Genomic DNA, 15,260 nt, shown 5'->3' with positions numbered 1-15,260 from the left:
CGCAGTGTACTGAATTAAACGCTTGTTTGCTTGATGTAAGCGCCCTGTTACGCGGGTTAGCCGAGATATCGTTTTGCCACCTTAAGCCTGCGTGCGCAGGCTCAAGGCTCAGGTTTTGTGCCTAGGTGGCTACCTAGCCGGCAGCCAGCGAATATCCTCTATCAGACGAACGGTCAGGTCAATCCTTTACTGCCAACCCTGTCTGCGCCTCCCACCCACCGCCCAGCGCGGTGATCAATTGCACGCTGGCCACCAGCCGGCTTTGCTCCAGGTTCAACACGCTGCGCTCGTTGCTCAGGGCCGTGGCCTGCACGGTGACCACGTCCAGGTAGGCGATCAACCCGGCCTTGTACTGGTTGGTGGTCAGGCGCAGGGATTCGCGCGCCGACTCCAGTGCCTGGTTACGCACTTGCGCCTCGTCTTCGTACACCTTGAGCTGGACCATGTAGTTTTCCACTTCCTGGAAACCGGTGAGCACGGCCTGGCGGTACTGGGCCACGGTCTGGTCGTACACCGCTTCGGTGCGGTCGACTTCGGCCGAGCGCTGGCCGCCGTCGAACAGGGTCATGGCCAGTTGCGGGCCCACCGACCAGAATCGGTTGGGCAGGCTGATCAGGTTGCTGAAGGTGCTGCTGCTGTAGCCACCGCTCATGCTCAGGGTCAGGTCCGGAAAATAGGCGGTCTTGGCCACGCCGATGTTGGCGTTGGCGGCCATCACCGAGCGCTCGGCGGCGGCGATGTCGGGCCGCCGCTCCAGCAACTGGCCGGGCATCTGCACGGGAATGGCCGGCAAGGTCGGGATGACCTGGGTTTCGGCCAGCGTGAAGTCGGCCGGTGGCTGGCCCATCAGCACGGCGATGGCGTTCTCGAATTGGGCGCGCTGCCAGGCCAGGTCGACTAAATCAGCCTGGGTGCTGCGCAATTGGGTCTGGGCCTGGGCCACGGCGTCTTTGCCCGAAACCCCGGCCTTGTACTGGTTCTGGGTCATGGTCAGCGAGCGCTGGTACGCCTGGACCGTGGCTTGCAGCAGGCGTTTCTGCTCATCGATCACCCGCAGTTGCAGGTAGTTCTGCACCAATTGCGACTGCAGGCTCAGGCGCATCGAGGCCAAATCCGCGAGGCTGGCCTGGGCGTTGGCCTTGTCGGCCTCCAGCCCCCGGCGCAACTTGCCCCAGATGTCCGCCTCCCAGCTCACCCCCAATTGCGTGGTGTAGGTGTTGCGGATGCCACTGCCTTGACTGGCCAGGCCAGCGTTGCTGCTGCCCGTCCCTTGGCTGGCGCGGGTCTTGCCGGCACTCAGGTCCAGGGTGGGGAAGAACGCTGCGCGGCTGCTTTTGACCAAGGCCTGCGCCTGGCGGTATTGCGCCTCGTACTGGGCCACGGTCTGGTTGGAGCGGTTGAGCTGTTCGACCAGACCGTTAAGCTGGGCGTCACCGTACAGCTCCCACCAGGCACCGCGGGCCAGGGCATCGGCCGGCTGCGCCTGGCGCCAGCCTTCGGCTTCCTTGAACTGCGCCGGGGTGTCGACGGCCGGGCGGTGGTAATCCGGGCCGATGGCGCAGCCACCCAGCAGCAGGCCGCTGAGCATCAGCGCGCACAGGCCCAGGTTGAGCACCCGCGAGCCACGGGCCACGGCCAGTTGCCGGGCAAGCGGGCGCAACGGTGCGGCACAGACGAGGGAAGGCAGGCGGTCGGTCATAGCGGGGTTTCCAAGGCAGCATCGGTCCGCACGCCGCGCCAGCGATTGACGCGGTGGCGCAGGCGGTCCAGGTAGAGGTAGACCACAGGCGTGGTGTAAAGCGTGAGGATCTGGCTGAAGATCAGCCCGCCGATGATGGTCAGGCCCAGTGGCTGGCGCATCTCGGCGCCTTCGGCGGTGGCCAGCATCAGCGGCAAGGCACCGAGGATCGCCGCAAGGGTGGTCATCAAAATCGGCCGCAGACGCATCAGGCATGCCGTGCGGATCGACTCCAATGGGCCCATGCCCGCCTCACGCTCCAGCTGCAGCGCCAGGTCGATCATCAGGATGGCGTTTTTCTTCACCACCCCGATCAACAGGAACAGGCCCAGCAGCGAGATCAGGCTGAACTCGCCACCGGTCAGGTAGATGCTGAGCAAGGCGCCGACACCCGCCGACGGCAGGGTCGAGAGAATCGTCAGCGGGTGCACGTAGCTTTCGTACAGGATGCCCAGCACCAGGTACACCGCCACCAGGGCGCCGAGGATCATCCACGGCTGGCTCTTTTGTGCGGCGGCAAAGGCATCGCCGGTGCCGGCCACCTTGACGATGATCGACTCGGGCAGGCCGACCTTGGCGATCGCGTGTTCCAGCGCCGCCGTGGCCTTGTCCAGGGGCACGCCCTCGGCCAGGTCGAAGGAAATACTTTCGGAGGCGAACTGGCCCTCGTGGCTGACGCTGTCATCGGCCAGGCTGTTCTCGTAATGGGCAATGCTCGACAGCGGTACCCGCGCGCCCGAGGCGTTGATGATTTGCACCTGCTCCAGGGTGACCGGGTCCTGGGCGTATTTGGGGTTGATCTCCATCACCACCATGTACTGGTTCAGGCTGTCGTAGATGGTAGAGATCTGCCGCTGGCTGTAGGCGTTGTTGAGCACGGCGGTGACCATGCTCATGTCCACGCCCAGGCGCTTGGCCTGGTCGCGATCGACCACCAGGGTGACTTGCGCCGCCCCCCTGCCCTCGCGGGCATCGATGGAGGTAATCTGCGGGATGCCCTTGAACGCCGCGACGATCTTCGGGTACCACAGGCGCAAGGCCGCCAGGTCGCCACTTTGCACGATGTACTGGTACTGCGAGGTGGTCTGGTCGCGGGCGCCGCCAAATTGCAGGTCCTGGTCGGCCATCAGCATCAGCCGCGCGCCCGGGGTTTTCGGCAGGTCCTTGCGCAGGCGCTCGATGACCGCCTGGGCGGAGACGTTACGCTCCTTGATCGGCTTGAGCCGCACCAGGATGGTCGCGTTGTTGGTTCCGTTGTTGCCACCGATGAACCCGGCCACGCTTTGCACCGCGGGGTCGGCAAGGATCGCCCGGCGGTAGGCTTCCATTTTCGGCTGCATCACGCTGAACGACAGCCCGTCGTCACCGCGCACGAAGCCCATCAATTGCCCGGTGTCCTGCTGCGGCATGAAGGTCTTGGGCACCACCACGTACAGGGCGATGTTCACCCCGATGGTCACGAACAGGCTGAGCAGCGTCAGCCGGCGATGCTTGAGCACCCAGCCAAGGCTTGTGTCGTAACCGGCCACCAGGCGATCGTTGACCTTCTGGCTCAAGCGTTGCAGGCGGTTCTCCTGCCCCGGCACGTGGGGCTTGAGCCAGCGCGCGCAGAGCATCGGCGTGAGGGTGAGCGAGACCACCAGCGAGACCACGATGGAGGCCGCCAGGGTGATGGAGAACTCGCGGAACAGGCTCTCGATGATCCCGCCCATGAACAGGATGGAGAGGAACACGGCCACCAGCGAGACGTTCATCGACAACAGGGTGAAGCCCACTTCCTCGGCGCCGCGATAGGCCGCCTGGATCGGTGGCACACCCTCGTCGATGTGCCGCGAGATGTTCTCCAGCACCACGATGGCGTCATCCACCACCAGCCCCGTGGCCAGGATCAGGGCCATCAGCGACAGGTTGTTCAGCGAGAAGCCCCACAGGTACATGATCGCGAAGGTGCCCACCAGCGACACCGGCACCGCCAGGGTGGGGATCAACGAGGCGCGGAAATTGCCCAGGAACAGGTACACCACCAGCACTACCAGCGCCACGGCGATCAGCAGCGTGCTCTCGGCCTCGTGCAAGGTGGCCTTGATCACCGGCGAACGGTCCATGGCCAGGTTCAGCTTGACGCTGGCCGGCAGCACCGCTTCCAGCGCCGGCAGTTGCGCCTTGATCTGCGCCACGGTCTGGATGATGTTGGCCCCGGCCTGGCGGTTGATCACCAGCAGCACCGCCGAGTCATCGTTGAAGAAGCCGGCGTTGTAGCGGTCCTCCACGGCGTCGGTGACCTTGGCCACGTCGGTCAGGCGCAGCACCGAGCCGTCCTGGTAGCGGATGATCAGCGGGCGGTAATCCTTGGCCTTTTCCAACTGGTCGTTGGCTTGCACCTGCCAATTGCTGCCGGCGTCTTCGACAAAGCCCTTGGGCCGGCGCGAGTTGGCATTGGCGATGGTGCTGCGCACATCCTCAAGCGACACGCCGTACTGGTTGAGCAACTGCGGCTCAAGCTCGACCCGCACCGCCGGCAGCGAACTGCCTCCGATCTGCACCTCGCCCACGCCACTGACCTGGGACAGGCTTTGCGAGAGGATGGTGGAGGCCAGGTCATACAACTGGCCCTTCTGCAACACATCGCTGGTCAGCGACAGCACCATGATCGGCGCTTGCGAGGGGTTGACCTTCTTGTAGGTGGGCATGCTGCGCATGCCGCTGGGCAGCAAACTGCGCGAGGCGTTGATGGCCGCCTGCACCTCGCGGGCAGCGCCGTTGATGTCGCGGTCCATGTCGAACTGCAAGATCACCCGGGTGGAGCCCTGGCTTGAACGGCTGCTCATGGTGGTGACGCCCGAGATAGCGCCGAACGAGCGCTCCAGCGGCGTGGCCACGGTAGAGGCCATGACTTCGGGGCTGGCGCCGGCCAGGTTGGCCGACACCACGATCACCGGGAAGTCCATGTTGGGCAGCGGCGACACCGGCAGCAAGCCAAAGCTCAGGCCGCCCAGCAGCACGATGGCCAGGCTCAGCAACAGGGTCGCCACCGGGCGACGGATAAATGGCCCTGACAGGTTCATGCTTCAACCGGCTCCGCAGGCTTGGGCTGGCGGCGCATGCGCCGGGCCAGGCGGTCGAAGTACAGGTAGATCACCGGTGTGGTGAACAGCGTCAGCACCTGGCTCACCAGCAGCCCACCAACCATCACCAGGCCCAGGGGCTGGCGCAGTTCGGCGCCGGAGCCTGAGGCCAGCATCAACGGGATGGCGCCGAACAGCGCGGCCATGGTGGTCATCAGGATCGGCCGGAACCGCAGCAGCGCCGCCTGGTAGATCGCCGCCTCCGGGGCCATGCCCTGGTTGCGCTCGGCGTCCAGGGCAAAGTCGATCATCATGATCGCGTTCTTTTTCACGATGCCGATCAACAGGATGATGCCGATGATCGCGATCATGCCCAGGTCGTTGCCGGTCACCATCAGCGCCAGCAAGGCACCGACGGCTGCCGACGGCAGGGTCGAGAGGATGGTGATCGGGTGGATGTAGCTCTCGTAGAGCACGCCCAGCACGATGTACATGGTGACCACCGCCGCCAGGATCAGCAGCAGCGTGCTCGACAGCGAGGCCTGGAAGGCCTGCGCGGCGCCCTGGAACTCGGTCTGCACGCCAATCGGCATGCCGATGTCCTTCTGGGTTTGCTCGATCAGTTGCACCGCCTGGCCCAGGGCCACGCCTGGCGCCAGGTTGAACGACATCATCACTGCCGGGAACTGGCCGATGTGGGTGATCGCCAATTGTGCCTGGCGCTGCTCGATATGGGCCAGGCTGGACAGCTTGACCTGCGGCGCCGAGACCCCGGCGGTGGTGGTGATGGCAGTACTGCCGGTGGAGGTCGGGTCGTTTTGCAAGGTCTTGACGTGGATCTGGTCCAGCGCCTTGGGCCCCAGAATCGAGGCGTCGGCCGATTGCAGCACCACGCGGTACTGGCTGGCCTGGGTGTAAATGGTCGAGATCTGCCGCTGGCCAAAAGCGTCATACAAGGCGTTGGTGATGTCCGACACGTTGATGCCCAGGCGCTTGGCCGCGTCGCGGTCGATCACCAGGTACACCTGCAAGCCTTTGTCCTGCAGGTCGCTGGCCACGTCCGTGAGTTCCGGGCGTTGGCGCAGGGCGTCCACCAGCTTGCCGCTCCACTGTGCCAGCAGGTCGGCGTCGGGCGAGGACATGCTGAACTGGTACTGGGTGCGGCTGACGCGGTCCTCGATGGTGAGGTCTTGCACCGGCTGCATGAACAGGCGCATGCCCACCAGCTTGTCGACTTCGGGCTGGATGCGCGCGATCACCTGCGTGGCGGTGAGGTCACGCTGGCCGTGGGGCTTGAGGTTGATCAGCAAACGGCCACTGTTGAGCGTGGCGTTGTCGCCGTCCACCCCGATGTAGGACGACAAGCTCTCCACGGCCGGGTCCTGCAACACCACCTTGGCCAGTTCTTGCTGGCGCAGGCTCATGGCCTGGAACGAGATCGACTGCGGCGCCTCGGTGATGCCCTGGATCACCCCCGTGTCCTGCACCGGGAAGAAGCCCTTGGGCACCATCAGGTACAGCACCACGGTGAGCGCCAGGGTGCCGATAGCCACCAGTAGGGTGATGAACTGATGGCGCAGCACCCACTGCAACTTGCGCCCGTAGGCTTCGATCAGCCAGTCAATCCAGGCGCCGCTGGCCTTATAGAAGCGCCCTTGTTCTTCGGGCTTGGGCTCGCGCTTGAGCAGGCGCGCGCACATCATTGGCGTCAGGGTGAGGGACACCACCAGGGAAATCAGGATCGCCACTGCCAGGGTGATGGCGAACTCGCGGAACAGGCGCCCCACCACGTCGGCCATGAACAGCAACGGGATCAGCACGGCGATCAGCGAGAAGGTCAGCGACAGCAGGGTAAAACCAATCTGCTTGGCGCCCTTGAGCGCCGCCTGCAGGGGCGTCTCGCCCTCCTCGATGTGCCGGGAAATGTTCTCCAGCATCACGATGGCGTCGTCCACCACGAACCCGGTGGCGATGGTCATGGCCATCAACGTGAGGTTGTTGACCGAAAAACCGGCCAGGTACATCACGCCAAAGGTGCCGACCAGGGACAGCGGCACGGCGATCGAGGGAATGATGGTGGCACTGAAGCGGCGCAGGAACAGGAACGTCACCAGCACCACCAGGGCGATGGAGATGAACAGCTCATGCTGCACGTCGCTGACCGAGGCACGGATGGTTTGCGTGCGGTCGGTGAGCACGGTGACGTCAAGGCCGGCCGGCAGGTTGTCGGTGATCGAGGGCAACAGCGCCTTGATCCGATCCACCACTTCGATCACGTTGGCACCAGGCTGGCGCTGGATGTTCAACAGCACCGCCTGGTTCTGATTGGCCCATGCCGCCAGGCGTTCGTTCTCGGCGCCGTCCACCACCTGGGCGACGTCCTTGAGGCGCAGCGGCGCGCCGTTCTTGTAGGCCAACACCAGGTTGGCGTACTCCTCGGGGCTGGCCATCTGGTCGTTGGCGTCGAGCATCGACACCCGCGTGGGGCCATCGAAGTTGCCCTTGGGCTGGTTGACGTTGGAGGCGCCGATCAGGGTGCGTACGTCGGCCAGGTTCAGGCCGTTGGCCGCCAGGGCCTCGGGGTTGACCTTGATGCGCACGGCCTGGCGCTGCCCACCGGCGATGGAAACCATGCCCACGCCACTGATCTGGGCGATCTTTTGCGCCATGCGCGTGTCGACCAAGTCATTGAGCTTGGGCAGCAGCATGGTCTTGGAGCTGACGGCCAGGGTCAGCACCGGCGTGTCGGCCGGGTTGACCTTGTTGTACACCGGCGGCGCAGGCAGATCGCTGGGCAGCAGGTTGGTGGCGCCGTTGATCGCGGCCTGCACTTCTTGCTCGGCCACGTCCATGTTGATGTCCAGGCTAAAGCGCAAGGTCAGCACCGAGGCACCACCGGAACTGGTGGACGCCATCTGCGTAAGGCCTGGCATCTGCCCGAACTGGCGTTCCAGGGGCGCCGTCACCGCGCTGGTCATCACTTGCGGGCTGGCGCCGGGGTACAGGGTCATCACCCGGATGGTCGGGTAATCAACCTGGGGCAACGCCGACACCGGCAACAGGCGATAGGCGATCAAGCCGGCCAAAACGATGGCCAGCATGCTCAGGGTCGTCGCTACCGGACGCAGGATGAACAACCGCGAGAGATTCATACGCCGCTCTTGGCCTCTTTGTCGGCCGGGGCCGCGTCTTTGCCTTGCAGGTGTTCACCGGGCGTCGTGGGCACGTCGTCAGCGCCATTGACCACTTCCACCGCGCCACCATCGCGCAGGCGGTCGGTACCCTCCAGTACCACGCGATCACCGGCGGCCAGGCCGCTCTTGATGACCGTGACGTTGCCATCGGAGGCGCCGATTTCCAGTTGGCGAATCTTCACCTTGTGGTCACCGTCCAATGCATAGACGAATGTGCCGTTGGTACCAAACTGCACCGCCGCCGTCGGTGCCAGGACGACGCCCTTGAGGGTGTCGGCCAGCAGGTGCACGTTAACGAATTGATTGGGGAACAGGGCCTGGTCCTTGTTATCGAACTTGGCCTTGAACTTCAGGGTACCGGTGGTGGTGTCGATCTGGTTGTCCAGGCTGGCCAGCACGCCGCTCGCCTGTTGCTTGTTGTCGCCGCGGTCCCAGGCTTCGACCGGCAAGGTGGCGCCACTGTGCACCCGGGCCAGCACCGGGTCCAGGGTGGTTTCCGGAAGGGTGAAGATCACCGTGATCGGCTGCACCTGGGTAATCACCAGCAAGGCGGTGGTGTCATTGGCCGCTACCAGGTTGCCAATGTCTAACTGGCGCAAGCCCACGCGGCCGGTGATCGGTGCGCGAATCTGGGTGAACTCAAGGTTCAGCTTGGCGTTGTTGACGTTGGCCTCGTCGGTCTTGAGCGTGCCCTGGTACTGGTTGACCAGCGCCTGCTGGGTGTCCAGGGTTTGCTTGGCAATGCTGTCCTCGGCGAACAGGCCCTTGTAGCGCTGCAGGTCGAGTTGGGCGTTCTTCAATTGCGCCTGGTCCTGGGCCTGGGTGCCCATGGCCTGTTGCAAGGCGATTTCGTAGGGGCGCGGGTCGATCACCGCGAGCAGGTCGCCGGCCTTGACCATCTGCCCCTCCTGGAAGGCCACCTTGACCAGTTCACCGGCCACGCGGCTGCGCACGCTCACGGTGTTGGTCGCCGTCACGGTGCCCAACGCCTTGTAATAGACCGGGAAGTCGCCCACGGTCGCCGGTGCCACACGCACCGGCGTCGGCCCGCTTGAGGGGCCGAAGCCCGGACGCATCGGGTTGCCACCGGGGCGGCCGCCGTGGGGCCTGCCCTTTGCCGGCTCGCCGCCTGCGGCGGCAGGGCTTGCATTGCGGGTCGAATGCCAGTGCCAGGCGCCTGCGGCGGCGGCAATCAGCAACAGGACAAGCAGGCCAGACAGCCAGCGACGGGATTTGCGGGAACCGGACGGTTGCATGGAGTGGTCGACCATTATGCAGATTAAGTTTTATTCAGGAGGCTGAACGATAAGCACTGACTCATCTTTAGCAAAGCGCCTTTACCGGCAATTTACTTAACTGGGCAGTTTAATAAGTGCGCGGACTTTAAACGAAAAACGGCCTGAAAGGTTCAGGCCGTTTTTATGTATCAGGGTATTGCGGTGCGCGGGGGCTGCTTAGCGGATGAATCCGCGAAGCAGCCCCCGCACTTCTTACTTCAAAGCAGCGATGGCAGCGTCGTAGTTCGGCTCTTCGGCGATTTCGCCAACCAGCTCGCTGTGCAGCACCTTGTCGTTCTCGTCCAGCACCACCACGGCACGTGCGGTCAAGCCAGCCAGAGGACCGTCAGCGATGGCCACGCCGTAGTTTTCGATGAACTCACGGCCACGCAGGGTCGATAGGCTCTTGACGTTTTCCAGGCCTTCGGCACCGCAGAAACGCGCCTGGGCAAACGGCAGGTCAGCCGAGATGCACAGCACCACGGTGTTTTCCAGCTTGTCGAGGGCAGCGTTGAACTTACGCACGGAGGTAGCGCAGGTCGGGGTGTCGACGCTTGGGAAGATGTTCAGCACTTTGCGCTTGCCGGCGAAGTCTTTCAGGGTGACGTCGGCCAGGGTCGCACCCACCAGCGAGAAGGCTGGAGCCTGGGCACCGACCTGGGGCAGTTGACCGTTGACCTGGACCGGGTTGCCTTTGAGCGTTACTTGAGCCATGAACGAAATCCTTCTAGGTGTTTTTGGAAAGGAGGCAAAGTTAACCATGAAATGGCCGACCGGCCTACGGCGCTTTTTGCAAAATAGAAAGCGCCTGCATTCTTACCAGAGCGGGACTACATAGCTTACGTAAAAGCGATTCTCTTCCTGCACCGTGGAGCCGGTCATGCCGGGGCTGGCGTGGGCGTTTTTCCAGGTCACGCCCAGGCCCTTGAGCTGGCCGTCCGGCACTTCGTAACTAAGCGCCAGGTCACGCTCCCATTCGCTGTCGCCACCGCTGGCCACGCGCACCGAATCGCCGTGGGCGTACAGCGCGCTGAAGCCCAGCCCCTTGAGGCCCAAATGGCCGAAGTCATACTTGTACTGGGCGAGCCAGGTCTGCTCGCCCGCGTGCTGGAACTTGTTCAACTGCAGGTTGGTGAGGGCTGGCGAGTCCGCGCCCGACGACGGCCCTTGGCGCGCATCACCGCCATTGAGACCGGAGTCCAGGTAGGGGAAGTCGCTGTCGCCGCTGTTTTTCTGGTAACCGATACCGGCCGTGTGGCCTTCCAGGCTGTAGCTTTCCATCAGGCTGACGGTGGCCTGGTTGATACGGCCCTTGCTCAGCCCATCGCCGTAGTAGCCGGCGGCAGCATAGTCGCTGTCGCCCGAGGCGTTCTCGCCCACGCCCAGGCTGCGGTAGGCGCGAAAATCGCTGAACAGGCTGCCCACCGGCAAGGCGTCGGTGCGCCGTGCACCCAGGTAGAACTGCTGGTAGTAATCCTCAAGGTTGGAATACCAGGCGCTCAGGGTGGTGTTGGCGATACCGGTGTAGTCGGCGCCACCGTACAGGAAGCGGTTGCTGAGTTTCTTGCCGCCGCCGGTGGTCATGTCACTGTCGCCCGACTCGTTGCGGATCTTGGTCTGGGTGATGTCCCCGCCGGTGAAGGTGAAGTTGTCCAGATCCTTGGACACCAGTTGCGCACCGGTATTGGTCTGGTGGTACAGGCGCCCGTCGGTGTTGGCCAGCATCGGGTTGTTCTGGTACAGCGTGCCTACCCGCAATTCGTCCTTGAGAAAGCGCATTTTGAAGGTGGGGCTGAGCACGCCGAAGTTGTTGGCCGACTTGCCATCATCCAACGGGAACATGCTGCCTTGGGTACTGTTGGAGTCCAGTTTCAGGCCATAGAACGCCTGCACGTCCAGGCCCACGCCAACGGTGCCTGCGGTGTAACCGGACTTGAAGTTCAGCTCGAACCCCTGGCCCCAGTCGCGCACGCTCTTGGCCTTGGCGTTGCTGCCGGCCACGCTGCTGCCTTGCTGGTTGAGGTAACGGTTGAGCAGCGTCAGGTCGGCGTGGCTGTCATCGATAAAATCGGCGTGTGCGCTGAACATGGCGCCGCCCAGCAGCACGCCGGCCAAGGGCCTGATAAGTGTCTTGATCATCATGGGTCTCATTAACGTGAGGGATCACTTGCAGCGCCCGGGCGGCGCCACCTCGGGCCCTGCAAGTGGTTGAAACCCATTAACAATTGCGCAGATGACAGTTGCGCGACAACGGCCTTAATACTGTCATGAAATAAAAGTTAAGCCCGGCTCAGGTAGATTTAGGTACGTCCCTAATGACCTGGCACGAGGCAGCAAATGTGGGAGCCGAGCTTGCTCGCGATACGCCGCGCGGGGGCAGCCGGGCGCTAGCCGATGTTGTTATAGCGCTCTTGAGATCGAGCGCCGCCCGCGCGGCGCGTCGCGAGCAAGCTCGGCTCCCACACATGGCCTGTTGGACCGAGTGGCCAGCCTTGTGTGCCTGGCGGACGATCTCAGTGGGCACGATCAAGAAGTGAGGTCAGCTGTTATGTAAGGTTGCACACAATGTGGGAGCGAGCTTGCTCGCGATGCGCCGCGCGGGCGGCGCGCGCTACAGGGCGTCACAGATAACCCAAGGCCGGCATTTGTTGCCCCCCCTCCCCTGCAAAAGCCTTTGGTTTGGGAATCTTGGTAAGGCCACCAGGTGCATGCCGATGTTGTTGTGGCGCTCTTGAGATCGAGCGCCGCCCGCGCGGCGCGTCGCGAGCAAGCTCGGCTCCCACATTTGCTGCAACGCGCCATGGCCTGTCGGACCGAGTTGTTCGCCCGAGTTGTTCGCCCGAGTTGTCCGCCTTAGTGATCGGCTGGTGCTGTGTGGCCTCAGCTTGCGCGCGCGCGGGGGAAGGTGTGGCGATTGCGCTCCAGGTCGCCACGCAACTCAGCGATCAGATCGGAAATGGCCCGACTGCTGTTCAGGCGATCGGTGGAGATACCGGTTACCAGCAAATCCACCCGGCCTGTCACCGGGTCGGTGACCTGCACGGTCAGTGATTTATCAGGCGCCACCTGACACGTGCAGCGCTTGGGCAAAAAAGCACACTCGATAATGTTGCGCAGTTCCAGACTGCACAATCCCAGCGTCATCATAATGCGTAACCTCCATTCCGGCGGGCAGATGCGGCAAGTGAACGCAAGCCAGGACGGGCTCGACGTTCGGCATCTCAAAGGGGTGAATTACTGTATATACCCCAGCGCCCACCCTCGCAATAAAGTCCTGGGAAATATTTTTTTAAGATCCTAACGCTCTGATAAATTTGAATTTTTTTATATTGAACGTACGTTCCGGATAATCGATTCAGCGTTCAGGTTTACTTCTAACTCATTAGTTCGAAGGTATACCCCGCGCCACTTACCCAACACCCCCGCCCTTCAGTCCCGATGCTTGGGAATCAACGCTTGCAACTGCAACGCCAAAAAGTCCGAGGTCAAGGGCGACACTTCAGGCTCCTTGACCCCACGGTCCTTGCGCCACAGCCAATCGGCCGAAGGCGGCGTGCGCACGATCGAGATGCTGCCGAAACGGTCTGACGTAAGCCCCATCACCGACAGCGAGATCACACCTTTGGGCCCCATCACTTCCGGTATCAGTTCCACCGTGCGCAAGGCCAGGGAGATGCTCATCTTCTGCGAGTTGAACGGCGACACCGGCGCCGGGAACACGGAACTGGCCGCCTGGTAAGGTTCGCGCTGCACGTCCAGAAGGCCGGTGGCCGATAGCGGCTGCAGCCATTGCTCGATGGTCTCGAACAATTGGTCGATGCTTATGGACCACTCGCCGCACTGGCCCTCGAATTGTTGCTTCTTCTGTTCTTCGCTCAGGGTGTAGTGCTTGAGCATTTCACCCAGGTTCTGGACTTCATCCACGATGGTGTTCCTCACTGACGTGCGATTGAAGGTAGGCGCTCAAGTCGCTGACGGCGTGCTCGGCGTTGGTACTGCTGCCCGCCCAGGTACAGGCCAGCATCAAATTGCGCGGTAGGCTAAAATCTTCCACTTGGTAACCCTGTGCATCGAAACCCTCGGCATCATGCGGCACCAGGTCGCGAAGTGAGTCTACAGGCTCGAAGTACACCCACACCGGTTTGCCCAAGGCCACGGCCATGCCCATTTCAAAAGCGGTGCCGGAGTCGGGTTCAAGGCCGCGGAACAGGTTGAGGTTGGCCAGCACCGCGTGGCTTTCGCGGATCATGGCAATGTTCTGCTGGCAGATCAGCGCGGCCGACCGCGTTGGCGACAGGTTGGCGGGGATCTGGTTATCGAAGGGGTACAGGCCTAGCAAGCCCTGTTCGGCACACAACCGCTTGAGGGTGCGGCCCTGCTCGATGGCATCTCGCCGGAACACATCAAAACCGGCAAGGTATACGGGTGGGGCGTCCATTGGGGCTCTCCGTCAGGCCTGCGCCGCGCGGGTGAGCGCGCAGGCCTGAACAGTCTAAGCCTAAAGCGTGTACACCAGTGCCGAAATCGCCACCAGGCCCACCAGGGTCACAAACACGTTGGACATCTGCCCCGAATACTGGCGCATGGCCGGGATGCGGCGGATGGCGTACATCGGCATCAAAAACAGGATGGCCGCGATCACCGGGCCGCCCCAGGTTTCGATCATGCCCAGGATGCTTGGGTTAAGTGTCGCCACCAACCAGCACACCACCAGCATGAAGGCTGCCACCATGCGGTCCAGGGCTTTGGCGCCCGGCTTGCGACCGCTTTTGGCCACCAGGCCCTTGAGGCCTTCGCTGGCACCGATGTAGTGCCCCAGGAACGACTTGGCAATGGCCACGAACGCGATCAATGGCGCGGCGAACGCGATGGTCGGGTTGCTGAAGTGGTTGGCCAGGTATGACAGGATCGACAGGTTCTGGGCCTTGGCTTCGGCCAACTGCGCTGGCGACAGGGTCAGCACGCAGCTGAACACGAAAAACAGCACCATCACCACCATCAAGCCGTGGGCGCGGCGCAGGATCTGCGAGCTGCGCTGCTCGGCATTGGCGCCATAGGTGCGCTTCTGGTCCACCGCAAAAGCCGAGATGATCGGCGAATGGTTGAACGAGAACACCATCACCGGAATCGCCAGCCACAGGGTGTGCAGGAAGGCCGAAGGCTCTGGCACATTACTGGCCGTGCTGAGGATGCCGCCGTTCCAGTGCGGCATCAGGAACACCGCCAAAAACAGCAGCGCGACGATGAAGGGGTAGACCATCAGGCTCATGGCCTTGACGATCACCCGCTCACCGCAGCGTACCACCGCCAACAAGCCCAGGATCAGCACAAATGCCAACGCCGCGCGCGGGGGTGGCTGCAGGTGCAGTTGGTGCTCGATGAAACTGCCCACGGTATTGGTCAGGGCCACGCTGTAGATCAGCAGGATCGGGAAGATCGCGAAAAAATACAGCAGGGTGATCAGCGCACCGGCCTTGAGGCCGAAATGCTCCTCCACCACTTCAGTGATGTCGGCGCCATCACGGCCCGACAGCACGAAACGGGTCAGGCCACGGTGCGCGTAATAGGTCATGGGGAACGCCAGCACCGCCAGGATCAGCAAGGGCCAGAAACCGCCCAGGCCTGCGTTGATGGGCAAAAACAAGGTGCCGGCGCCGATGGCCGTGCCAAACAGGCCCAGCATCCAGGTGGTGTCGTGACGGCTCCAGGGGCTCAGCTGCGCTTGTGGCGCGGCATAGGCCTGGTCGAGGCTGTTGGCCTGTTCATTCATCCGGTCGAATCTCCGCTTTGCCGGTTATTCATACGTGGCCGAGACGGGATGAAACATGAAGCAGGCAGCGCCCCGGCCATAAAGGGGGCGCAGATTGTCCGGGATTGTGCTTGAGAAGCAAAGGGTTAGCTGAGCAGTGGTCGAATTATCACTGCGCAGGCGGCGTGTCGAATTGCCGCAGCCGAAGGTTAAAGCGCCTCAACTTTTGAGCAGGCA

10 protein-coding genes are annotated in these 15,260 nt (G+C 63.0%); all 10 read right to left on the bottom strand.

Annotation, left to right across the window (positions count from 1 at the left end; translation table 11 throughout):
- Window positions 1-178: 178 nt before the first annotated feature.
- Window positions 179-1,699, bottom strand: coding sequence for an efflux transporter outer membrane subunit (locus L9B60_RS22535; RefSeq protein ID WP_283780525.1), 1,521 nt, complete (start codon window positions 1,697-1,699; stop codon window positions 179-181).
- Window positions 1,696-4,803, bottom strand: coding sequence for an efflux RND transporter permease subunit (locus tag L9B60_RS22530; protein WP_249673189.1), 3,108 nt, complete (start codon window positions 4,801-4,803; stop codon window positions 1,696-1,698). Before L9B60_RS22530 ends, L9B60_RS22535 begins: the two co-directional genes overlap by 4 nt.
- Window positions 4,800-7,955 carry an MdtB/MuxB family multidrug efflux RND transporter permease subunit gene (locus tag L9B60_RS22525; RefSeq protein WP_249673188.1) on the bottom strand — a complete coding sequence of 1,052 codons (3,156 nt, stop codon included), beginning with the start codon at window positions 7,953-7,955 and terminating at the stop codon, window positions 4,800-4,802. The genes L9B60_RS22530 and L9B60_RS22525 overlap by 4 nt, the downstream gene beginning before the upstream one ends.
- Complete coding sequence (locus tag L9B60_RS22520; protein ID WP_249673187.1) at window positions 7,952-9,268, bottom strand: MdtA/MuxA family multidrug efflux RND transporter periplasmic adaptor subunit; 1,317 nt, start codon at window positions 9,266-9,268, stop codon at window positions 7,952-7,954. Before L9B60_RS22520 ends, L9B60_RS22525 begins: the two co-directional genes overlap by 4 nt.
- A 219-nt stretch (window positions 9,269-9,487) precedes the next feature.
- Window positions 9,488-9,988, bottom strand: a complete 501-nt coding sequence (gene tpx / locus L9B60_RS22515) for a thiol peroxidase (RefSeq protein WP_249673186.1) — start codon at window positions 9,986-9,988, stop codon at window positions 9,488-9,490.
- 102 nt (window positions 9,989-10,090) lie between these two features.
- The gene (locus tag L9B60_RS22510) at window positions 10,091-11,413 is read right to left on the bottom strand and encodes an OprD family outer membrane porin (protein WP_249673185.1); all 1,323 of its coding nucleotides are present in this window, start codon (window positions 11,411-11,413) and stop codon (window positions 10,091-10,093) included.
- 741 nt (window positions 11,414-12,154) lie between these two features.
- Window positions 12,155-12,421, bottom strand: a complete 267-nt coding sequence (locus L9B60_RS22505) for a DUF1652 domain-containing protein (protein WP_249673184.1) — start codon at window positions 12,419-12,421, stop codon at window positions 12,155-12,157.
- A gap of 282 nt (window positions 12,422-12,703) precedes the next feature.
- Entirely contained in the window at window positions 12,704-13,198 is a 495-nt protein-coding gene (locus tag L9B60_RS22500) for a hypothetical protein (protein WP_249673183.1), read from the bottom strand.
- A complete protein-coding gene (locus L9B60_RS22495) occupies window positions 13,191-13,712 on the bottom strand; it encodes a nucleoside 2-deoxyribosyltransferase (RefSeq protein WP_249673182.1) in 522 nt (173 codons plus the stop codon). Before L9B60_RS22495 ends, L9B60_RS22500 begins: the two co-directional genes overlap by 8 nt.
- Window positions 13,713-13,772: 60 nt before the next feature.
- The gene (locus L9B60_RS22490) at window positions 13,773-15,044 is read right to left on the bottom strand and encodes a serine/threonine transporter (protein ID WP_249673181.1); all 1,272 of its coding nucleotides are present in this window, start codon (window positions 15,042-15,044) and stop codon (window positions 13,773-13,775) included.
- Between the last annotated feature and the right edge of the window lie 216 nt (window positions 15,045-15,260).

Origin of the sequence: Pseudomonas abieticivorans (assembly GCF_023509015.1) — a bacterium.
In the GTDB taxonomy this organism is placed as follows: Bacteria; Pseudomonadota; Gammaproteobacteria; order Pseudomonadales; family Pseudomonadaceae; genus Aquipseudomonas; species Aquipseudomonas abieticivorans.
This window is presented reverse-complemented; position numbering and strand designations above follow the sequence as displayed.

Excerpts from the sequence above, each read along its gene's own strand:
- L9B60_RS22535 (WP_283780525.1), bottom strand. The coding sequence starts at position 1,699 with ATGACCGACCGCCTGCCTTCCCTCGTCTGTGCCGCACCGTTGCGCCCG.
- L9B60_RS22530 (WP_249673189.1), bottom strand. The coding sequence starts at position 4,803 with ATGAACCTGTCAGGGCCATTTATCCGTCGCCCGGTGGCGACCCTGTTG.
- L9B60_RS22525 (WP_249673188.1), bottom strand. The coding sequence starts at position 7,955 with ATGAATCTCTCGCGGTTGTTCATCCTGCGTCCGGTAGCGACGACCCTG.
- L9B60_RS22520 (WP_249673187.1), bottom strand. The coding sequence starts at position 9,268 with ATGGTCGACCACTCCATGCAACCGTCCGGTTCCCGCAAATCCCGTCGC.
- tpx (WP_249673186.1), bottom strand. The coding sequence starts at position 9,988 with ATGGCTCAAGTAACGCTCAAAGGCAACCCGGTCCAGGTCAACGGTCAA.
- L9B60_RS22510 (WP_249673185.1), bottom strand. The coding sequence starts at position 11,413 with ATGATCAAGACACTTATCAGGCCCTTGGCCGGCGTGCTGCTGGGCGGC.
- L9B60_RS22505 (WP_249673184.1), bottom strand. The coding sequence starts at position 12,421 with ATGATGACGCTGGGATTGTGCAGTCTGGAACTGCGCAACATTATCGAG.
- L9B60_RS22495 (WP_249673182.1), bottom strand. The coding sequence starts at position 13,712 with ATGGACGCCCCACCCGTATACCTTGCCGGTTTTGATGTGTTCCGGCGA.
- L9B60_RS22490 (WP_249673181.1), bottom strand. The coding sequence starts at position 15,044 with ATGAATGAACAGGCCAACAGCCTCGACCAGGCCTATGCCGCGCCACAA.